17 protein-coding genes and 1 pseudogene are annotated in these 21,445 nt (G+C 36.8%); 4 read left to right on the forward strand and 14 right to left on the reverse strand.

Annotated elements, in window-relative coordinates:
- Positions 1 to 343: 343 nt before the first annotated feature.
- The gene (locus tag ACE199_RS22510; protein ID WP_375351732.1) at positions 344 to 1,234 is read right to left on the reverse strand and encodes a glycine-rich domain-containing protein; all 891 of its coding nucleotides are present in this window, start codon (positions 1,232 to 1,234) and stop codon (positions 344 to 346) included.
- A gap of 209 nt (positions 1,235 to 1,443) precedes the next feature.
- Positions 1,444 to 2,925, reverse strand: coding sequence for a MocR-like pyridoxine biosynthesis transcription factor PdxR (pdxR, locus tag ACE199_RS22515; protein WP_375351733.1), 1,482 nt, complete (start codon positions 2,923 to 2,925; stop codon positions 1,444 to 1,446).
- A gap of 148 nt (positions 2,926 to 3,073) precedes the next feature.
- Here pdxR and ACE199_RS22520 point away from each other — a divergent pair, with 148 nt between their 5' ends.
- The gene (locus tag ACE199_RS22520) at positions 3,074 to 3,853 is read left to right on the forward strand and encodes a PhzF family phenazine biosynthesis protein (protein WP_375351734.1); all 780 of its coding nucleotides are present in this window, start codon (positions 3,074 to 3,076) and stop codon (positions 3,851 to 3,853) included.
- 956 nt (positions 3,854 to 4,809) lie between these two features.
- Here ACE199_RS22520 and ACE199_RS22525 read toward each other — a convergent pair.
- The 4 genes from ACE199_RS22525 to ACE199_RS22540 all read right to left on the reverse strand — a co-directional run bounded on the left by ACE199_RS22525 (position 4,810) and on the right by ACE199_RS22540 (position 10,378).
- On the reverse strand, positions 4,810 to 6,297 hold the full coding sequence (locus tag ACE199_RS22525) for a DHA2 family efflux MFS transporter permease subunit (protein ID WP_375351735.1): 1,488 nt from the start codon (positions 6,295 to 6,297) through the stop codon (positions 4,810 to 4,812).
- 111 nt (positions 6,298 to 6,408) lie between these two features.
- Entirely contained in the window at positions 6,409 to 8,751 is a 2,343-nt protein-coding gene (gene helD / locus ACE199_RS22530; RefSeq protein WP_375351736.1) for an RNA polymerase recycling motor HelD, read from the reverse strand.
- 630 nt (positions 8,752 to 9,381) lie between these two features.
- A complete protein-coding gene (gene paiA, locus ACE199_RS22535) occupies positions 9,382 to 9,900 on the reverse strand; it encodes a spermidine/spermine N(1)-acetyltransferase (RefSeq protein WP_375351737.1) in 519 nt (172 codons plus the stop codon).
- Positions 9,901 to 9,925: 25 nt separating this feature from the next.
- Positions 9,926 to 10,378 carry a MarR family winged helix-turn-helix transcriptional regulator gene (locus ACE199_RS22540; protein WP_375351738.1) on the reverse strand — a complete coding sequence of 151 codons (453 nt, stop codon included), beginning with the start codon at positions 10,376 to 10,378 and terminating at the stop codon, positions 9,926 to 9,928.
- Between the two features lie 155 nt (positions 10,379 to 10,533).
- Here ACE199_RS22540 and ACE199_RS22545 point away from each other — a divergent pair, with 155 nt between their 5' ends.
- Together ACE199_RS22545 and ACE199_RS22550 are read left to right on the forward strand one after the other, a co-directional pair.
- Positions 10,534 to 10,974: a GNAT family N-acetyltransferase gene (locus ACE199_RS22545; protein ID WP_375351739.1), complete on the forward strand. Its 441-nt coding sequence runs from the start codon at positions 10,534 to 10,536 to the stop codon at positions 10,972 to 10,974.
- A gap of 2 nt (positions 10,975 to 10,976) precedes the next feature.
- Entirely contained in the window at positions 10,977 to 11,642 is a 666-nt protein-coding gene (locus tag ACE199_RS22550) for a YczE/YyaS/YitT family protein (RefSeq protein WP_375351746.1), read from the forward strand.
- A gap of 104 nt (positions 11,643 to 11,746) precedes the next feature.
- Here ACE199_RS22550 and ACE199_RS22555 read toward each other — a convergent pair whose 3' ends face one another.
- The 7 genes and pseudogenes from ACE199_RS22555 to ACE199_RS22585 form a co-directional block, all read right to left on the reverse strand.
- On the reverse strand, positions 11,747 to 12,772 hold the full coding sequence (locus ACE199_RS22555) for an ABC transporter substrate-binding protein (RefSeq protein ID WP_252286216.1): 1,026 nt from the start codon (positions 12,770 to 12,772) through the stop codon (positions 11,747 to 11,749).
- A 91-nt stretch (positions 12,773 to 12,863) separates the two neighbouring features.
- Positions 12,864 to 14,207: an LLM class flavin-dependent oxidoreductase gene (locus ACE199_RS22560; protein ID WP_375351740.1), complete on the reverse strand. Its 1,344-nt coding sequence runs from the start codon at positions 14,205 to 14,207 to the stop codon at positions 12,864 to 12,866.
- A 165-nt stretch (positions 14,208 to 14,372) separates the two neighbouring features.
- A complete protein-coding gene (locus ACE199_RS22565) occupies positions 14,373 to 15,197 on the reverse strand; it encodes an ABC transporter permease (RefSeq protein WP_375351741.1) in 825 nt (274 codons plus the stop codon).
- Between the two features lie 22 nt (positions 15,198 to 15,219).
- Positions 15,220 to 16,024 (reverse strand): annotated as a pseudogene (locus ACE199_RS22570) (ABC transporter ATP-binding protein).
- Positions 16,025 to 16,437: 413 nt separating this feature from the next.
- The gene (locus ACE199_RS22575; protein WP_375351742.1) at positions 16,438 to 17,430 is read right to left on the reverse strand and encodes a patatin-like phospholipase domain-containing protein; all 993 of its coding nucleotides are present in this window, start codon (positions 17,428 to 17,430) and stop codon (positions 16,438 to 16,440) included.
- Positions 17,431 to 17,719: 289 nt separating this feature from the next.
- The gene (locus tag ACE199_RS22580) at positions 17,720 to 18,259 is read right to left on the reverse strand and encodes a PadR family transcriptional regulator (RefSeq protein WP_375351743.1); all 540 of its coding nucleotides are present in this window, start codon (positions 18,257 to 18,259) and stop codon (positions 17,720 to 17,722) included.
- Between the two features lie 45 nt (positions 18,260 to 18,304).
- Entirely contained in the window at positions 18,305 to 19,486 is a 1,182-nt protein-coding gene (locus ACE199_RS22585) for a YhgE/Pip domain-containing protein (RefSeq protein WP_375351744.1), read from the reverse strand.
- Between the two features lie 362 nt (positions 19,487 to 19,848).
- On the opposite strand from ACE199_RS22585, the gene ACE199_RS22590 reads away from it, so the two are divergent.
- Complete coding sequence (locus ACE199_RS22590) at positions 19,849 to 21,081, forward strand: cytochrome P450 (RefSeq protein WP_375351745.1); 1,233 nt, start codon at positions 19,849 to 19,851, stop codon at positions 21,079 to 21,081.
- A 262-nt stretch (positions 21,082 to 21,343) separates the two neighbouring features.
- Here ACE199_RS22590 and ACE199_RS22595 read toward each other — a convergent pair whose 3' ends face one another.
- Positions 21,344 to 21,445 carry an IS3 family transposase gene (locus ACE199_RS22595; protein WP_375349433.1) on the reverse strand — a complete coding sequence of 34 codons (102 nt, stop codon included), beginning with the start codon at positions 21,443 to 21,445 and terminating at the stop codon, positions 21,344 to 21,346.

The raw sequence follows: 21,445 nt of genomic DNA on the forward strand, positions 1-21,445 counted from the left end.
TTAAATTCTTGTGTAAATGTTCTCCGCTCTCTTTTGGTCATGGTAGGTTCTCCTCGTTTATATTAACTGTAGTCTACTTGACCTTAAAATTTCTGTCCAACTAAGTGTAGCCTATCCAGTATTTTCCTTATTAAACTATCCCACCCTTTACTTCAATAAGAAAAAACTATTCCCCTTCTTGAAGAATTGCACCCGTTCATTCAAGTACATTTCTTTACAAACTTTTAATTTTTCTATTTATATTTTTCAGGAATTCTGACCCGTTACACTAAGATAGTGCCTTAATCGACTACAAATTTTTAAATACTTTATAAAGAAGTTAAAATCCTAAAGGGATCTATTATTAATCTCCACCCCCACCGCAGCTAGAGCAGGAACTATCAGACGAGCAAGAAGAACTACAGGAGCTGGCCGACCCGCAACTTGTGCAGCTTGATGCACTGTTGCTGCTCATGTTCATGTAACTTGAAAATTCATCATAATGAAAATAAGAAACAGATAGGAAAGGAACAAGCATTGTGTTATAGTTTTGCTCCCTTTTGCTCTTTTTCATTTTTTCGTGTATGACGCTTTTTTCATAATCCTTTATCTGAGCTGCGTTTTTTTTCATGGAAGAGATAAGAGCGAGTACAGTCATACTATATTGGGTATCCCTCTTAAAATACATATCTATAAGTTCATCTTCTGATAAATGTTTAAACTCATCAATCATTATTGGATGTACAGGGTGCCTGAAAAACCCCTTATAAAGATGGATATTCTCTTTTCTTATGAAAAAAAGCTCAGCATACACCCAATCAAAAAATCCCCGCAAATCAGGATTGGGCAATACATTTACATTTGGACTGTGATGAAGAATCGTCCCTAGATATTTCTTGGAAAAATCATCATACTCACGGGTGAACATAAGCATTTGATGCCACAGTTCATCAACTTTCTCGCTAAACATTGGAGACTCTTTTAAAAGAAAAGTCAAAATAAAATAACGTTTTAAATCTAGTAAACGCCACTTATACTCATTTTCTTTTAACCTATGCTCTTTCCTTACCCTCACTTCTACGTTTTCCATATAACCTTTACTAAGGGACCGCTCCAAGTTATCACTTAATTTTTTTAACCCTTTAATTGGTCTTATCTCTAATGATTTTGGAGATAAACCAAATTTAAATGAAAGTTTTTTGCGTAAAAACAAAATAAACCAAATAACAACTGCAAGCAGGATTAACCATGCCATCTAATCCCCCCATTCCTATTAGAATACATTTTAACAACTTTTAATCCGCCGCTGTTGTAACTACAGAAAATAAAAAGAGTATCCCGGTAATATGAAACCATTTACTAGAAATCATCCTCTCTTTATACTATTACGAATTTCATTGTAGAAGGTTCCATATCTTACAACCATCAAACTTTAATCTGGAAGTATTTTTGTTGCAGCCTTTTTTACATAATAGGTGATTGTCTAAATAGTTGATTTGAAGATAAAAATTTTCTTGTGATATTGCAAAATTTTAAGATTCCATTTTCTAATTCACTATCCGATAAATAGGAAAAGTTTAACCTTAAATGATAATTTTCGGGTTCTCCTGCGAAACAAGCTGAACCAGGAAGAAAGTAAACATTCTCTTTTTGACATTCGATTAATAAATGGTTCGTATTCCACTCTGAGGGAATGGATACCCATATATTTAATCCACCTGTTGGTTCAATCCATTGAACTTCATTCGGCATATGGGAATTGAAGAGTTCTATAACTTTATCCCTTCTTAATTTCAAAGCAAATCTCAGCTTTTCCATATGGTCCTCCATCCTTTTCGAATGAAAAAATGGGAGGATTGCCTTTTGTGTTAATAATGGACTACCAAGATCCGTATTCACTTTAGATGCCACTAAACGATTAAACAGAGTGCCATTTGCGGTTAGTAGCCCTATCCGGCAACCAGGAACCAATGTCTTGCTCAGCCCCTTTAAGTAAATGACAAAACCGTTTGTATCAAGACCTTTTATGGGTGATGGAGGTTTCTTGTCAAAAAATATCTCACTCCATGGGTCGTCTTCTACAATGATTATTTGATGTTCTTGGGCAAATATTAATAATTGCTCCCTTCTTTTTCGACTTAAAACCCTTCCAGTTGGATTCTGAAAGTTAGGGATGGTATATATCATTTTGGGTTTATATATTTCGCAAACTCTTTCTAAAAGGTCCATTCTCATCCCGTCTTCATCTAACGGTACGGGAACGATCGTAGCCCCACGAGCTCGAAATGTATCAATTGCCGCTGGATAAGTGGGGGCTTCTGTAACCACAACATCACCTGGTCCTATAAAAGTTCTCGCCACCAAATCTATTCCTTGTTGAGCACCATTAGTTACCAATATATCTTTATGGTCAATATTTAAATTTTGTTTGCGAAGATACTCACTCATCGCTTTTCTAAGTTCCTCATCCCCTTGTGCAGGTCCATAACTTGATAAAATACTCGGATTCTTTTTTAAAGTTGAATGGATTTCTTTCTCCAGATAATGATTTGGAAGTAAAGATGGACAAATCGCTGCAACAGAAAACTGAATACAGTTTTCAAAAGAACCATAATGGGCACCAAACTGAGTTCGGGGAAGATAATCTAAAACGGATAATTGCCATTCGAAATTGTTCCTTTTGTTATTTTCTTTATCTTCTGATGTAATATTAGCTTTAACAAACGTCCCCTTTCCTTGTATCCGTTCAATTAACTCATTTTTTTCTAACCATTCATACACTCTTACAACTGTAAGTACACTTACCCCTAATTGTTTTGCTAACGCTCTAACAGAAGGCAAACGTTCATCCTCCGATAATCCCCCTGACCTGATTCTATCTGCTATATTCTCATAAATTTGTCGATTAATCGGAATATTGGAGTTCCTGTTTATTTCAATCTTCATAATAAATCCTCCATCAGCACTGTTTTGAAAGTTAAGTGTTATATGGTTAAGTTGACTGTTATACATATGTACCTATTAATATAAGGATATCCAAGTATAACACCTGAACATTTTACGTTTAATTTGATTAATCTAGGAGGGGAAAATTATGAAGTATTATGTGGTTGATGCATTTGCAGAAAAAGTGTTTGAGGGAAATCCTGCTGGGGTTTGTGTTATGAATGAATGGATTCCTGATGACATTATGCAAAAGATTGCTATTGAAAATAACCTTTCTGAAACGGCATTTGCAGTAAAAGGGATAGAAAACTATAAACTTAGATGGTTTACACCTGGAGGAGAAATCAACCTTTGTGGTCACGCAACTTTAGCAACTGCTTTTGTCATTATGAACTATGTTGAAAATCAATTGAAAACCATTCAATTCGACACAATGAGTGGGGTACTTACAGTCAATAGAAAAGATGATTTGTATGAACTTGATTTCCCAATTGCCTCTTCAAAGGAGATACCTCTTACTGAACAAATGATTGATGCTTTGGGAACCACACCGATAGAAGCATATTTAAATAGAGATTTGTTATGTGTATTAGAGTCAGAAGAAGCAGTGAAAAATCTAAGTCCTGACTTTTCAAAACTAGAACAGTTGCCAGAGGGTCTTGGAGTTATTGTTACGGCCAAAGGAAATGATTATGATTTTGTTTCAAGAGCATTTTTCCCAAAGTTAAAGGTAAATGAGGACCCAGTATGTGGTTCTGCTCACTGCGGTTTAGTGCCATTTTGGGCAGAGAAACTGAAGAAACGTGAAATGGCAGCAAAACAGTTATCCAATAGAGGCGGTACGCTTTATTGTAAGCACGAGGACACACGGGTAAAGATGGCTGGAAAAGCAGCACTCTACTTAATAGGGGATATAAATATAGGGTAATGATTATGGAAGATATGAAATATAGTCAAATCAATGTTCTAACTAAAACAAATAATAATAGCTTGGCGTTTTTTTGCCAGGCTATTATTTTAGCTAAAAATCAATAACAGAGCCTTGTATAGAAATTAATTATCTCCTACCCAGAATATTGTTTTATGCCAGTCTTTTTTGTATGTAACACTTTGACTATACTCACTATAATTAGCATAATACTTTGTTAGAGAATTGCGCCCTTTTCTTGAAGATCACTGAAGTTTCTAGTAGCTGGTTTGTTGAAGAAGAATTATAGCTGATACTCAAACTCTTCTAAATTAAAAAGCTTTTTTCACTGACCATCCTTTATTCAAATCAAAACCAATCTTTCACATAAGCAATTAATCCTAATAACGCCCCAATTCCCTAACCAATAAAAGCTAGCATTAGATAACTTGAATTGTTTAGTTTGTCATTATTAAAACTCATTGAAATCCCTCCGCTGTCATTAATTTTGTTAACTATATGGAAAAGTTAGGGTAAGGTTTCAATTTCTCTGTTTCCTAATAAATGAAAGAATTAATCGCTATTGCCGAAAGGTGAAAGCTGTGACTAAATGGAATTCATCAGCTAAAGAAAAAATTACGTTTCCAGTCATGCAGAAAAATAGCACCTAGATTAAACCAATTATATTATGAGCATGTTTTGATCAATCTTTTTTCAAAACATGCCCTTTCTGTTTGCTCATTTAACAGGGTCATTAACATTAATTGGAATCAAAATTTTTTCTTTACAACTCGCTCAACTTAACCTACTTCGTTTCAATCCAATACTTCACACGCAATCTTTTATGAGTATTCTTCTGTCTGTCCTCCCAACAATCCAGCCCTTTCATGCAAAAAGGACGCTTTCCCTATTCCGGAAATGCGCCCTTTTCTAGAATATCTAACACAACCTACTCCTGACAATGAGTTAACTCTCTGTCAGTTCGCAGCACCCTGCTTTATTTTCAATTTCTTTTCTTGTGGAACGGACCGTTTTATAAATAATGAGACTATCCATGCGATGACTACTAGTACGAATGCAAGTAAGAACGCGCTTTTCATTCCAGCAATCATCGCCAGAATTTGTAATGTAGACTCATCTTCCTTAATCACTGTTTTTTCCATAAAACGAGTAGAACGATTGGTCATGATTGATACAAGTAATGCTGTCCCGACAGCGCCAGCCACCTGCTGGAGAGTACTGATAATAGCCGTACCATGTGGATATAATGGAGGTGGCAATTCGTTCAAAGCGTTGGTCATAATCGGCATCATGACCATTGAAATCCCCAACATTAATAGCGTATTGAAAATCATAATCGTACTGTAGGGTGTTGACAATGTGATAAAAGCAAATTGCCACAGCGTATTTGCTATCAACCCCAATCCGATAAGCGCAAGCCACTTGGCACCAAATTTATCAAATAATCGGCCTGTAATTGGTGACATTATTCCCATAACAATACCGCCTGGCAACATAATCAAACCTGCCTCCAACGGACTGTAACCTAACGCATTCTGGAGAAAAATCGGCAACAACATCATCGCTGAAAACATCGCCATCATGACAATCATCATAATCAGCGTCGACATCCTAAAAATGTTGTATTTAAATGTTCTTAAATCTAGCAACGGTTGTGAAATCGTCAATTGCCTCCAAGTAAACAAGGCTAAAGAAACAACGCCGATTGCAATTGGAACTAAGACTTCATTGCTCGACCAACCCCCATGACCTTCACCAGAACTGCTGAATCCATATACAATCCCCCCAAAGCCTAAGGTTGAAAGTAGAAGCGATATCGGATCAATCTTCGGTTTAGTCGTCTCCGTCACGTTTTTGAGCATCACATATGCAAATATAATAACAAACAGTGCAATCGGCAGAACGCCGTAAAAGAGAACCCTCCAACTGAAATGCTCTACAATGATTCCTGATAAAGTGGGGCCAATCGCTGGAGCAAAAGTAATGACAATTCCAATGGTCCCCATTGCCGAACCCCTTTTTTCAATAGGAACGATGGAGAATACCACATTGGTTAGTAAAGGAAAGAGCAGCCCGGTACCCGCCGCTTGAAGCAGCCTTCCAATCAAAAGCACTTCAATCCCTGGTGCGATAGCCGCTACCAATGTCCCCACCGTAAACAAGCCCATAGCTCCAAGGAACAAACTTCTTGTCGTGAACCGCTGAATTAAATAAGCGGTGACTGGTATAAGCACACCAATAACTAGTAGATATCCAGTTGTCAACCATTGCGCGGTACTCGGCGAGATTCCGAAGTCATTCATAATTTTCGGCAATGCTACGTTAAGCAGCGTTTCATTTAAAATGGCTACAAATACACCTAGAATCATAATCATGACCAACAAAAAGTTACCTCTACTCCCAAATGTCCCTCCGTTTTGAGTTGTTTCATTTTGATTTTTCAAATTCTTTCTCCTTTCGATTTGCAAAATACCCAATTAAAATATGGTTACATCAACGATATAATCGTCAGTTCAGAACAATTGGCACGGCTGTGCATTTCTTTCTCTTCCGTGTCAAGTCAAGCTCAGAAGTAAACTCTCCGGCGGAACATTGCGTAAAAAAGGACTCAGTTCGCCTATACTGTAAAGCCGCAAGTAATGCATAGCCCGGGTGCAGGCGGTGTAGAACAATCTGCGTAAGCTCTCATCTCCGTATACTTCCGCTGATGCGTTATAAATGATAACCGCGTCGAATTCGATACCTTTGGCCAAATACGCGGGCATGACGACAACGCCTTGCTCGTATTCAATCGATCCACTCTTCACGAGCTTAATTCCTTCGATGCCTCTCAAGGAATCGTATGCAGCTGTGCTTTCCTCTGCAGATTTGCATATAATTGCTATTGTGCTGTACTGCCGTTTCCGTAAATCTGCAACTTGGGAAGCTATGGAGCGATGCAATTCAGCACGATTAGACAGTTGCGTCAATATAGGCCTCTCACCATCGCGTTCAAAAGCGGTAATCCGTTCGCCGTCAGGTACAAGTCCGCGTGTAAATTCGATAATTGGTTTTGTGGATCTGTAGCTGCGAGTCAAATTGATTGCAATTGTTTCATCCGGACCGTATAAGCCAGTAAGTGTGTGGAAATCGACCATTTCGCTGGCATGGGCGAATATTGCTTGGTTAAAGTCACCGAGCACGGTCATTCTTGCCGAAGGAAACAATCGTTTCAAAAACTCAAATTGAAATGGAGAATAATCTTGTGCCTCGTCTACAACTACATGTTTGATCGAGCTGTTCGTCTGAAAGCCTTGAATCAGCTCTTTTATTAGTAAAAACGGAGTAGCATCTTCATAAAATAGTTTACCTTCGTCTAGCATTTTCACAGTCGATAGGCAAATATCTGGCCACTCCCCAGGTACTTCCCGGTCCATCCACTGTTTAATCTGGATGGGATCGGTAAAAAACTGCCTGTATATTCCCTTAATGTTGACGAAACGAAACGCCTTGATTCGTTTTCGCAACGGCTTTAATTTCTGGCGAACAATCAAGCGGGCTAACGCCTCAGGCTCGATTTCATAATCATGAATCGAAGCTCCTTTAAAACCGCGTTTTTCCGCTAAGTAAGTATATGCCTTATGGTACTCCTCATTGCTAAGCAGTTCGATTCCCTCCTGTACCCACGGCTTAGTCCGTTCGAGCTTCTCGGCTTCATCTATTTGCTTAATTAGCCAATCCTTCAATTTTTCAAGTCTGCTATGAAAGCGAAGCGAGGTGTCACCACTATAAAACTTTTCCTCAATTTGTTTAGCAGTAACAATTGTCTTTCCTCTGAAGATAATCCCCTTGAACACCATTCCGGATAATTCCAGCGACTCCCTGTATGATTTGATTGCCTCAAAAAAACAGATGGTAGCCTTGAATCGGATGCTCGCAATCCTTGTTTCGTATAATGGTTTATCCACTGCAGTCAAAACATATTCCAATTGATCGTAAGGATCCTCAACTTGAAACTCACTTTTCAGCCGATGATCCAAGTACTCCTGGAATGTGACCTGCTGCATATTCTCTTCACCAAGTTCTGGAAGCACATTGGAAACGTAACTATTAAACATTGAATTAGGCGAAAAAAGAATGATTTGATCGGCATTCAGTATATCTCGATATTTATAGAGTAAATAAGCAATCCGCTGCAAGGCAGCCGATGTCTTACCGCTGCCAGCCGCGCCGTGTACAATGAGCATTCGCCCGCGATCGTGCCGGATGATGCGGTTTTGCTCCTGTTGAATGGTCGCTACTATATTGTGCATATGTTTATCTGTACCCTTACCAAGCACCTGCTGTAAAATCTCGTCACCAATAGTGAGACTGGTATCGAACATAGATTGGATAATGCCGCCGCGGATGAGATATTGCCACTTTTTCTCCAGTGTGCCATGGATGACACATCCAGGTGTAGCATACTTGGCTGGGCCAGGCTGGTAGTCGTAGTAGACACTCGAGATCGGAGCTCTCCAGTCGTAAATAAGGAAATTTTCTCCGCTTGTATCCGTGAGCGTAGAAATGCCGATATAGATTCGTTCCGCAGTTGAAGTTCCTTCTTCAATGAAATCAATCCGACCAAAATAAGGCACATCTTGCATCCGCCGCAGCGCAGATAATCTCTTAGATGCATGTCTATGGGTGCTTTGGCTTACGGACAAAGCTTGAGCCTCTTGTCTCAAGCCGATGATTGTCTCAAGATAATCGTCGAAGGTATCAACGTTAACCTTTACTTCATCCCAAAAGTGTTTACGGATATTCACCACTTCCATCCGACGCCTGGAAGTTTCGCCCTCCAATCTAGTGATTTGCTCTATAATTGTCTCCATTACACTGTTCACTCGTTCTTGCTCCTGACGAAGTTCCATGTTCATATCAAACACTCCTTTAAAAAAAATAAAAATAGGGGTTGACTGAAAAGGATTTTATGTTGTATAATTATAATAGGGATAATTTATACAAAAAATCCAAATTGGTGTATCTATATAAATTTACCACAGTTTCTCATGTTTATCAATGTATTTATACAACCATCGCTATGATGGATCATAACTGTTGCAAATTTAAAACAAGAAAAAAACTATTTTACAAAAAAAGAACTCACAAAAAATGATATCTAAATATACGAAATATGAATTTTCAACGGTAAGGAAATTCCAATATTAAAAGCCCAATTTCTCAATTTAATGTTGAGAAATTGGGCTTTTCCCGTTACTCCATTAAAGCATTCCTGATTAAAGTGCCTGTCCCCCGGCTGTTTAACGTTGTAAAGTAATGAGGGACAGGCGCCTCAACCCTACCCGATCGTTTAAGTGTATTTCTTCACACTCTTTGTAGATTTTTCTTCATAAGAGAGGCTATATGGATATTATCTGGTTGGGAAGTATTTTCTAACTCTTTAATAATTGGCTCTTGTCGTTCAACAGGGTGATTTTGACTTAACTTAGCTTTTCCTTCTATCTTGTTGATTTTTATTTTAAATCCTTGAACTGCTTTCAAAAAAGTTATATGAGTGTTTTGGTCATTATAAAGTCCATTTGCTCTTCATCACCCATATAAAAAGAGTGAGATCCAGTTCGAACAAACCCCATTTTCTTATAAAAAGCAATAGCATTTTTATTTTTTTCCCATACACCTAGCCAGATTTTCTTTTTATTACGTTCCATCGCAATTTCCATAGCTTTATTTAACAGATATTTACCAAGCCCATGTTTTTGAAATTTGTTCTTTATATAAATCCTCTCGATTTCAAGTGATTCATCACTCATTTCTTCAGACTGAGCATCATTGATATTGACCTTTAAATATCCGGCGACTTCATCATTAAAATAAACAAAAAAGAATTCCGAAGAGATATTAGATAATTCTTTTTCTAATTGTTTTAAGTTAAATGCCCTTTCCAAATAGGCTTTCATATTTTCAGGTGAATTCTGTTGCTTAAATGTCTCATTAAATGTTTCATAACTAATTTCTTGAAGTATGCATACGTCTTCAATAGTGCACTTTTTTATATTTTTAACCATTTAAATATATCGCTCCTTTATATACTCAATAATTTCTCTTGTTTCCTTTTTTCACAAATTCCCACTCTTTTTCTATATTTTTTCTAACTCTTTGAAGAAGATCAAAAATGGTCTCCACTTCGCTTTCAGAAAACCCAGCTAATGCAACCATATCCGAATAATTATGTTCTCTTATTAAGAACGGATAAACATTTGTCCCTTTCTCTGTTGGAAAAAGTTTTTTAATTTTTTGGTTCTTTTCATCAGCTTCCTTTCGAATAAACCCATTCATTTCAAGTTTTTTTATGGCACGAGCTGCTGTTGTTCGATCTACTTTAATCATTTCAGCTAACTTTTCTTGAATGATTCCTGGGTTTTCACATATCCGCACAAGGTACAAATACTGCCCTTTAGTAAGCTCATATTCTTTAAATTCAATATTACTTATAGAATCTAATGCCCTAGCTATCATTCCAATTTCGCGTAAAATTTCTTTCATAAATTTACTCCTTAACGAAATTTTTGTTGCAATTACAACATAACTGATATAAATTAAATTTAACCTAATTTTGTTGTAAATACAATAAAATGATTTAATTTTATTATTAAAGTACAAATATTCTTGGACAAATTAATTTAAAAGGACTGAAAGAAATGAATGTAAAAAGAATAACCATTGATGAAGATTTAAGAAAGGCATTTCACATAAGAAAAGAGGTATTTGTTAAGGAACAAGGCGTTCCCTTAGAGGATGAATTTGACGAGTTTGACAAGCTTAATGGTCAATGTGAACATATCTTAGTCTATTACGAAGAACAACCTGTCGGAACGGGACGAGTGAGATGGGTTGATGAATTCGGAAAATTAGAGAGGATTTGTATTCTGGAACATTACCGAAAATTCGGTCTTGGTAAAGTAATTATTACAGCATTAGAGGAAATTGCGAAGGAAAGAGGAACAACGCGGGTCAAATTACACGGTCAAACACAGGCACAGGGTTTTTATAAAAAACTAGGCTATCAGACTTCATCAAGCGTATTTATAGAGGATGGAATTCCGCATTTATTGATGACGAAAGAATTATTGCACCGATAATGATGAAAAAGTCGAATAATCAGCAATACCTTTGTTACGGATTAGGCATTTTGATTTTAAGCTTGGGCATTTCTTTCACCATACAATCGCACCTTGGAACCTCTCCTTTTGATGCACTTTTGATTGGACTTTCTATGGAAATTGGGCTTACTGTTGGCAGTTGGGAAATCATTCTCGCCTTTATCATTATTATGTGCAACTCGTTGTTAAAAAGGCACAGACCAGAGTATCTTGGTTTGGTATCAGCTGTTTTAACGGGTATAGGAATTGATTTATGGTTATTTTTCTTAGGGCATTTCATCACTCCGGAGATATGGTTCAGTAAATTGCTTTGTTTCGGGGTAGGATTAGTCTTAATAGGTTTTGGAACTGCAATCTATTTACACACAAATTTCGCCCCCATTCCTGTAGACCAGTTAATGTTAATCATACGAACATTGACTAAAACGAACATCCTGTTTTCAAGAACACTCATTTATCTTCTGTTCCTTATAATGGCCACTATCTTTAATGGACCAATTGGCGTAGGGACTGTACTAACAGTATGTTTGGGAGGTCCTATTCTTAATTACTTTATGCCGATCATTGAACGACGATTGAGTAGCACCTTTTCAGCAAATACTGAGTCATTACCTAAAATTGATGTAGATCGAAGCCATTCTGTTTAGGATGGCCTTAAAAATTTCTTTCAACTAACCTCCCTTTCGTAGAAGAAGAAAAGGACGTGCCGCAGCAACCTCCTCCCTTTATAGGGAGGAGGGATGCTGTCATTCTATTTTGCATACGGATTAAATTCATTCGTATATAAATCAGCTGCCTTAACTTGCCCTTCTTTTAACTCACCATTTTTCTCAAGCCACTTAATCCATGTGTCGTATTCAGCATCGTTAATAAGACCACCTTCTTCAGCAATACCTGTGCTCTTCCAGTATTTAAGACTTGGAATCATCTCATCTTCCCCACGCGCTGCTAGGATTTTTTCAAAACGTGCAGTCACTTCTTCTCTTGGAGTAGTACGTGCCCACTCGATAGCCTTCGCTACCCCCTCCGTAAACTGCTTTACTGTATCAGGGTTTTCTTCTATATAATCTTGCGAGAAGAAGTAATCACCGGCAGTAAATTCCGTATTATATACATCCGTATCCTTAAAGATTTCTACCACTCCGCCTCTTTCTATTAGAAGATCCTTTGGAAGACTATTTACTAACACGACATCCACTTGTTTACTGCGCAATGCTTGCTCTGAATTTACCATTGGAATAACAACAGGAGTTACTTGTTTAATTTCATCTTCCGTTAAGCCACCTTGGCGTAAATAATCTTTAAGGACAAATTCGAAATGTGCACCTAGTATGTTCATACCAACTTTTTTACCAATAAAATCTTTTGCCGACTTAATAGGACTACCTTCAAGCGCATAGGCACCCACAAACGTAGTTTTATCACTACCATATGCTCCAACCACAGATTTAATTTTCACATTTTTCGCATACGATTTGATAATCGCTCCATTAAATGCATAACCAAAATCCGTTTCTCCTGTTGCTGTTAATTGAATGCTTTCAGGACCACCAGTATAACTACTTACGTTTTCTAATTCCAAATCACCTAGGTAACCTAAATCTGCTGCTAATTCAGGAAAAGAAACCCTACCAGCTTGAACTTGATACTCCAATACTGTATCTTGTTTTTCTCCATTTGACGCTGCTTTCTTTGAATCTGATGAACAACCTGCTAAAATACTTCCTGCTAAAGCTGTAACTAAGAAAAATGATGCTAATTTTTTTACTTTTTTCATATTATTTTCTCCATATAATCTAGTTTTTCATTTTTACATTTTATGTAAAATGCTGAGTGCCAAAAATCCAAAATCTATTACATTAACCTTATTATTTACTTTCTACTGATTCCTTCGAAAATTGATTGACCGGACGTGCTAAACCTAAATTTTCACGCAACGTTGAACCTGTATATTCTGTTCTAAAAATACCGCGTTTTTGTAATTCGGGAATCACCAAATCGACAAAATCATTTAAACCTGTTGGAAATACTGGTGGCATAATATTAAAGCCATCCGCTGCTTCATTTTCAAACCATTCTTGTAACTGATCCGCAATTTGTTCTGGTGTTCCAATAATTTCACGATGACCACGTGCTCCTGCAATTCGTTGATATAACTGACGAATAGTTAAATTCTCACGATCAGCAATCTCTTTTACTAATTGGAAGCGACTTTTAAAACCATTTACTTCTTCAATGTTTGGTAATTCAGGCAGCGGACCATCCACTGGATAACCACTTAAATCAAACCCTAACTGCGCAGACAGTCTTGCAACACCCGCTGCCTCTGGAATTAAATCTAACAATTGCTGTCTTTTTAGTTGTGCTTCTTCCTCTGTTCTACCAACAATCGGATATACACCAGGCATGATTTTTAATTCATCTGGATTACGTCCATACTTCACCATACGACCTTTCACATCACGATAAAACTTTTGTGCATCTTCTAATGTTTGCCATGCTGCAAAAACCACTTCCGCTGTCTCTGCTGCTAATTCTTTTCCTGCTTCTGATGATCCCGCTTGCACAACAACTGGATGTCCTTGTACTGGACGGGCAATATTTAATGGACCTCCTACAGATAACCATTTTCCCTCATAATTAATCGTATGAACTTTTGAAGCATCTGCAAATTGCCCGGTTTCTTGGTTAAAACAAATAGCATCATCTTCCCAGCTATCCCACAGTTTTTTCGCAACATCTACAAATTCTTCTGCTCTCTCATAACGCTCTGTATGTTTAGTTTCTTTCTGACCAAAATTGTGTGCCGTTTCTTCACCAGTACTTGTTACAACATTCCAACCAGCTCTGCCTTTACTTAAATGATCAAGTGAAGCAAATTGCCGAGCTAAATTAAATGGCTCTGTATAAGTTGTCGATACGGTCCCAACAAGCCCAATATTTTTGGTCACCGCAGCCAAACCTGATAAAAGAGTAAACGGTTCAAAGAATACCGAACATTGCTGATCAAACCCAGAATTAGTTGCGCGAGCGCTTAATACATCAGCAAGAAAAATCATATCAAACTTGCCTCTTTCTGCTGTCACCGCCTGCTCCTTAATAAAGTCAAAATCTAATACATGCTCTTCCTTTGCTTCAGGATGACGCCAAGCTACAACATGGTGTCCTGGAAGCATAAAAAATGCGCCTAATTTTAATTCTTTCTTTGACATAACTATCATTCTCCTATTTTTCATATTAGTTTAGTGTGTTTTTTACAAAATAAAAATTGATTGCTAAGCAGTCAGACTTAACTTTCAATAGAATAATCGCTACCCTTAAAATCTTTCACTTTATTTAAAACTTCTTGCTTCAATACAATGTCCTGTAATTCTCGATTATAAAGTTGGATCTTGCTTCCATCGTGAAAGTCTTTTTTCTATCGACAGTAAACCATAGTTAATGAATAAACCTAAAACAGAGATTGTTAGAATTCCTGCATACATCTCTGGAATCATGAAATTATACTGAGAGTAAGTGATTAAATAACCTAACCCTTCTTTTGCACCTACCATTTCTGCTGCTATTAAAATTAAGATAGCACTTGATCCCGCCATGCGAATACCTGTAAACATTGTTGGTACAGATGCCGGTAAAATAACTTTGTAAAACAATTTAAACGATGAAATGTTCATCGAGCGTGCAGACTTAATAAGTAATGGATCCACGCTCCCCACTGCAGCAATAGTATTTAAGAGAATAGACCATGTGCAAGCAAACAATATAATAGATATTTTGGAAGTTTCATCAATTCCTAGAAATAATATAAATACCGGTAGTAAAGCTAATGGTGCCGTATTTCGAAATAATTCCAACACTGGATTTAAAAGCTCCCTTGTTAGGGGATACCAGCCAATCAATAATCCTAATGGAATTGCAATAACTAATGCTAACGAAAAGCCGCTAATGGAACGAATAATACTCGCTAAAAAATGGGCAAACAGTTCACCTGACTTCACCATCTCCCACCAAGCAATTAATACATTTGAAAATCGCGGAAAGAATGCTTCATCCACTAAGCCTATACGTGGCGCTATTTCCCATAGTAAGAACAATGCAATTAATACAATGGATTGTTTAAATAACTTTTGTAATCCAGAAAATCCAATGTTTTTTAACTTTTTATTATTTACAGATAAGTCAACAGACTTTACTGTTTCCATTTGAATAACCCCCTCTCTTTATTTAAATATTTGCTCCTAGATATTCCGGTTCATGTAATAAATTCCAGACTTGTTGACGTATTTTCACAAAGTCAGGATGTGAACGAATATCTGCATCTCGTGATTTTAACGGAACATCGACAATTTCCTTCACTCGTCCTGCCCCCCCCAGTCAACACGACGACACGCTCTCCCAAGTAGATAGCTTCATCGATACTATGGGTAATGAAAATAATTGTTTTCTTTGTTTTTTCCCAAATTCGAAGTAATTCACTTTGCAGGGATTCACGTGTTTGCGCATCTAGTGCAGCATAGGGTTCATCCATTAGTAAGACATCGGGATTAAAAGCTAGACTTCTAGCAATTGCTATGCGCTGCTTCATCCCGCCAGATAATTCATGTGGATAGCGATCGGCAAATTGACTGAGCCCTACTAAATTAAGATAATAATTTGCTTTTTCTTTCCATTCACGCTTTGGAATACCTTTGGCCTCTAAGCCGAATTCGATATTTCCTCGCGCCGTCTTCCATGGAAATAGTGCGTATTGTTGAAAAACAATTCCACGATCTAAACCGGGACCCGTAATCTCTTTCCCATCAATTAAAATACAGCCTCGTGTGGGTGTCGTTAAACCTCCTGTTAGATCCAATAGCGTAGATTTACCGCAACCGCTTGGTCCAACTAGAGTGATAAACTCTCCTTCTCGTACGGTAAAACTTAAATCCTGGACCGCTGTATATTCATTTAATACTCCTTTTTTATTTGTATCACGAACAGCAAAGGATTTTGTGACACGCTCAAATCTAATTTTTTCAGCAGTAGTCATTTGCTTCACTCCATTTTCATTAAACTCATACGAATAGTATGTTTAATTGTTGTATTAGTCCTGTTAGTTTTTTAATTAGCGTAGATTACGACTTGCTTCTGATTTGCTTCAGTCAACAGTAGTCAGTGCCTACATTTCATTAACTTTAAACTAACCTTCGAGCTTGATGTTTGAAAACAAAAAGACCCCTATTTCAATATATACTTGAACAAGCATATAATTGAACATAGGGGCCTTTAGTCGTCTAATCAGCCTCTAACAATATGTATATGTTTAATTCATACTAAACTTATAAACTTAATTTATCATATCAAAAAGAATTGTCAATAATAATTTTATAATTTTCAATATTCTAGTTCAAAAACAATGAATTATACGAGGGATTTATCCACTTTCAATCTGTTCCTACTTATTTAGAGACTATCATCAATAAACTTTTTCGCTTGAGACACACCATCCTGGTAAAATTCACGGGTTTCCACAAAATATTCAAAGAGTCCACGATGAATTGTAGGCTGAATGGTTTGCACTTTAATCGGTTTGTACTCTTTATACGGTTTATTTGCTGATTCTGGACGAACCAGCTTATTTCCATATTCAATAAGTTTATTAATCCGAGAAATATCATTAAGCTCTGCATAAAGGGCATTTTTAAATAACATCTTCAATTTAAAGTCTTCGATATCAAAAATGTTATCGATCGGGTCCAGAGATTTGCCTAGTGGCGCTACTGTCACCAAAATAATCTCGTCAGCTACTACCAACGGGGACAAAACCGGATTATATTGATAAGCTCCATCATATTCCCCTTTAAAGTCTCCATATTGAAGCAACTGCAAACATGCTCTCACACCATCCGGAGTTATTGGTTTGACCTCAAAATTTTCGCTCTTGTTTAATTCTATTGTATCCAGAGCACGTTCGTTCACATACAAAACCGCCTGATCGTTATTAACATTATAAGCATTCATAATAATTCCCACTTCCTCATTGGTGGAAAAAAAATTGGCGATATCATCAAAAAATTGTTGAGGAAATTCAGATTTGTAAATTTTGTTAGGGAAGCAGAAGTTAATCCATTCCTCCAATCTCGAAAAAGGCCAATTGTCAGGCAATCTTTCAAAAATGTTGAGGTAATTAGGAGAAAATTTTTCAGGAATGCCCATGTATGCGTATTGCATGAATTTGAAAAAAGTGGGGATTCCATTTTCTTCGGATTTAAAATACTCATCATAATGTTTTCCAATAGCATTAGGGTCTTTTTGCAAAAAATGATATGCTGACAATATAGCACCGCTGGTAGCTGAAATCAAATCGGGCTTTACCCCCTCATTTCGAAGCGTTTGAAGTACCCCAGCCGCAAATGAGTTCATTCCCCCAATGCCTTGTAGAGCTAAAGCTAACATAGTGAACCACTCCCAATTGAAAAAATTTTGATCTTATCTAATCCAATTCTTTATAAGGAAGCAAATACCTTCTAGGTATATGACATTTACCATATTTGTGGAATGTTTTCGATATTCAGATAGTTAAGGATCTCCGTCCTTTTTCAATTAATGCTGCCCGTTAGCACACTACAAAAAAAGTGCGTTAATCCTTCTTGGATCAACGCACCTGTTCGTATTATAAGGTCAGCCAGAAATCTGATGAAAGCTGGCTTTTCTTTATTTTATTTTGGAACAAACTACAATCCCATTATATTTCCCTTTGTTTAATTCGCTTAATTAACTCTTCAAGCCAATAAATTGTGTGCTCTGTTCTAGTTGAAACATAGCCACTCATAAATTCTGCAAAATTCTCATGTTCTTTGTCTATCTCAATCTGCTTTTCGAAATTAGTAATTTGCTCCCAATGATCCTTAATATTCTTTAATTTTTTCTCTAATATTTCTACTACTTTCTCACGATCCACATACTTGATGCTTGCTAAACCTACCACCATATCACTAATCTTATCCGTGCTTTCAAACAACTTGTAGATTTTTTTCGGTAGTTCTTCACGACCTTTAGTCGTAATCGTAAATATTTGCTTATCAGGTCGATGTTCTTCTTTTACGATTTCGACGGTCTCAATTAAACCTTGTTTGGCTAATGAATCAAAGTGGTAGTACAGTTTACTTTCTGTCAACCCACCTAGTTGATCCAATGGAATGGGTTCTGAAAGCTGTTTTTTTAATTTATAAGGATAGTTGTTATCCTCCATCAGTTTACTCAATATAAAAATTTGAATGGACATTCTCTTTGCTCCTTCAAGAAGAATTCTCTTCTTATTTTAGCAAAACTACACTGTAATTTCAGTTGCATTCTTTACACTTTCCGTTTCCGATACTTCTATTGGCATTGGTTTGTGGATGAAAGCGACAATAGCAATATTAATTAACAGGGCAACCGCACCTACTGTAACCATTGACCAAATATACGGACTTGGACTAATGCTGCCATATAGGTTTGCAAAGTATGCCTGTACCGAGTAATACATCGGCGAAATGTGACTCATCCATTCATATGGCAAGTACATCATATCACGTGTAATTGTAGCACCATTTGCTAATGTTTGTATTAATAAAATTGGTAAGTTTAAAATCATACCACCTTCACCCATTAAGAAGATCACAATCGCGGTAAAGTTAAAACATACCATATAGTTTAAAATTTGCTGTCCTACTAAACTGAAGAACAGGTCACCACTTGGCTCATTGATTAAATATGTTAAACCCAAAGCAAATAATGATGATACAACTGCAACCAATAACGCAGTTAATTGTACATAGCTGAATAAACGTGTTTTACTTGCTTTTCCACGGCTTTCCTTAAAGGCAGCTACTAATTGCATCGCTCCAATCATCGCACCGGTATAACCAGCCATCGTTAAAAACATTGGCAGCATATTATTATGCATACCGTCTGGCATTTCGTTGATTGCAACTATATTTCCTACATAAGCTGTTTCAATCTGTTTAGCCAATTCAGCAGCTTGCTCTTCTGGTACATTAAAGTTCATTAATACGCCTTGAGCTGTTTGTTGCGAAAATTGTGTGCTTAACTGGCTGTTAATTTCTGTAACAATTGAATTCATAGTGGAAGAAACAACTGTTGCCCCTGCTTCATTAACTGTAAAGTCGATACTTGATGACACTTCACCTTTTTGCATATCCGCGGAGAATGTCTCTGGAATATGTACGACTAATGCTAAATCCTTGTGTTCTAAATCGTCTAAGGCCTGTTTATTTGTTAAATCCGTCTCGATTTCCTTAAACGGTAAATTTTCTTGTAACTGATCGGCAATCTTTGCCCCATATTCACCGGCATCATCATTGACAATAGCAATCGGTAATTTATCGATATTTCCTGGAATCGCTGTATAACCAGGTAAGAATATACCTAGCATTGCAATTGCATAGAAAATCCCCATAAAGATTGTAGCAGTTGCCCCTCTTGTTTTTAAGAACTGAGTAAATTTCATATGTGCTATCCTTCCTTGAGTTAAAATTTATTTTAATCAAACCATATCACTTCAATTAAAACACTTTAATAAAAGTACTATAATTAGAGTACTTTTATAGTTTATTTTATTCTTTTTGCGAAGTCAATGAAAAATACTCCCCATCTAACAGCACGATTAAAGTAAAATGTTCTGCTGTATGGAAGTATTTTTTTATACAAATTTCCAATTATATGCAGGTCCTATGTCCTGTTACCTTTTACTCTACAAAAAATACTCTAATTAGAGTATTTTGAAATGAGGAAGTTGTCTTGTAAGTATGCTGCTTTATTAAAAGTAAATGTAAGTGGTGTAATCCATTTTGAAGGAGGAATAAGGTTATTATGAATAAAGAAGTCATTCCAATTAAAGAAATCACAAATTTCCAGTCACATGCAGAGGAATTTTTTCCGATTAATTGGTATAAGGAAATGTTGCATCATCATCCTGTTTATTATCATGAAAAAACAAATACATGGAATGTGTTTAAATATGAAGATGTTAAACAAGTGTTAAGCAACTATGAATTCTTTTCAAGTGAAGGTCCTAGAACAACCATTTTTGTTGGAGCTAACAACAAACAAGAAAAAACTTCACCTATTATGAATATTACACTCTTAGATCCACCTCAACATCGGAAGGCACGCTCCTTGTTAGCCGCAGCTTTCACTCCCCGCAGTTTGAAGAACTGGGAACCTCGTATTCAACAGATTGCAACTGAACTTGTAGAAGGCATACAAGAAAACTCTACTGTGAATATTGTTGAAGCCTTTGCTGCCCCTTTTCCTAGTCTAGTTATAGCAGATTTATTTGGGGTATCGGTACAAGATAGAGATCAGTTCAAGAAATGGATTGATATTCTTTTCCAACCTTATGACAAAGAAAGGCTGGAAGACATTGAGTTAGCAAAACAAAATGCTGCAAAAGAATATTTCCAATTTCTCTACCCGATTGTCGTTCAAAAACGTTCAAACCTTTCCGATGATATTATCTCTGACTTAATCCGAGTTGAAGTAGAAGGTGAAAAGTTGACGGATGAGGAGATTGTGCAGGTCACAATGTTACTTTTAGGCGCGGGTGTTGAAACAACCAGCCATGCGATTGCCAATACGTTCTATTCATTGCTCTATGATGATGAGTCATTATATGGGGTACTAAAAAGTAATCGGGAACTAGTGCCAAACGCAATCGAAGAAATGCTCCGATACCGTTTTCATATGTCACGAAGAGATCGTACTGTGAAACAGGACAATAATTTATTAGGTGTTGATTTAAAAAAAGGAGATGTAGTCATCGCGTGGATGAGTGCATCCAACATGGATGAAACTATGTTTGAAGATCCTTTCTCTCTAGACATTCATCGTTCAAACAATAAAAAGAATTTAACATTCGGAAATGGTCCACATTTCTGTTTAGGTGCCCCTCTTGCACGATTAGAAATGAAAATTGCACTAGAGGCATTCTTACAAAAGTTTTCTCGTATCGAACCAATTAATGGATTCGAATTAGAAAAAAATTTAACTGCTTCAGCTACTGGACAGTCCTTAACTTATCTACCCATGAAGGTTTACAACTAAAAAGGTAAAAGTCAATAAAGGATACCGTCAAGAAACCACATTTTCCTGACGGTACTCCTTTTAAGTGTTTGCAGTTCTGTTCGTGTCTCTGCTTTTGTTAGGATTTTGTGATCGATAGTAATTTTTTTATTTTGAGTTTCATCTTTCTTTCCTGATTCCCTCATAATCTACTTACCGTATCCCTTTCTATGGTTAGGGTATTTTCGATAATGCTTAGTTTCCCCAGCCAATACGTTTCAATCCTTGGACTGTCAACACTAAACTAAACAACTTTTTTAAGGTGTTCAAGTTTATATTGAATTGGGCTCGTGTAGTTTAGCGTCCCATGGATTCTAATATGATTGTACCAATGGATATAATCCAT

It is taken from the genome of Peribacillus sp. Hz7, assembly GCF_042136355.1.
Taxonomy (GTDB): domain Bacteria; phylum Bacillota; class Bacilli; order Bacillales; family DSM-1321; genus Peribacillus; species Peribacillus asahii_A.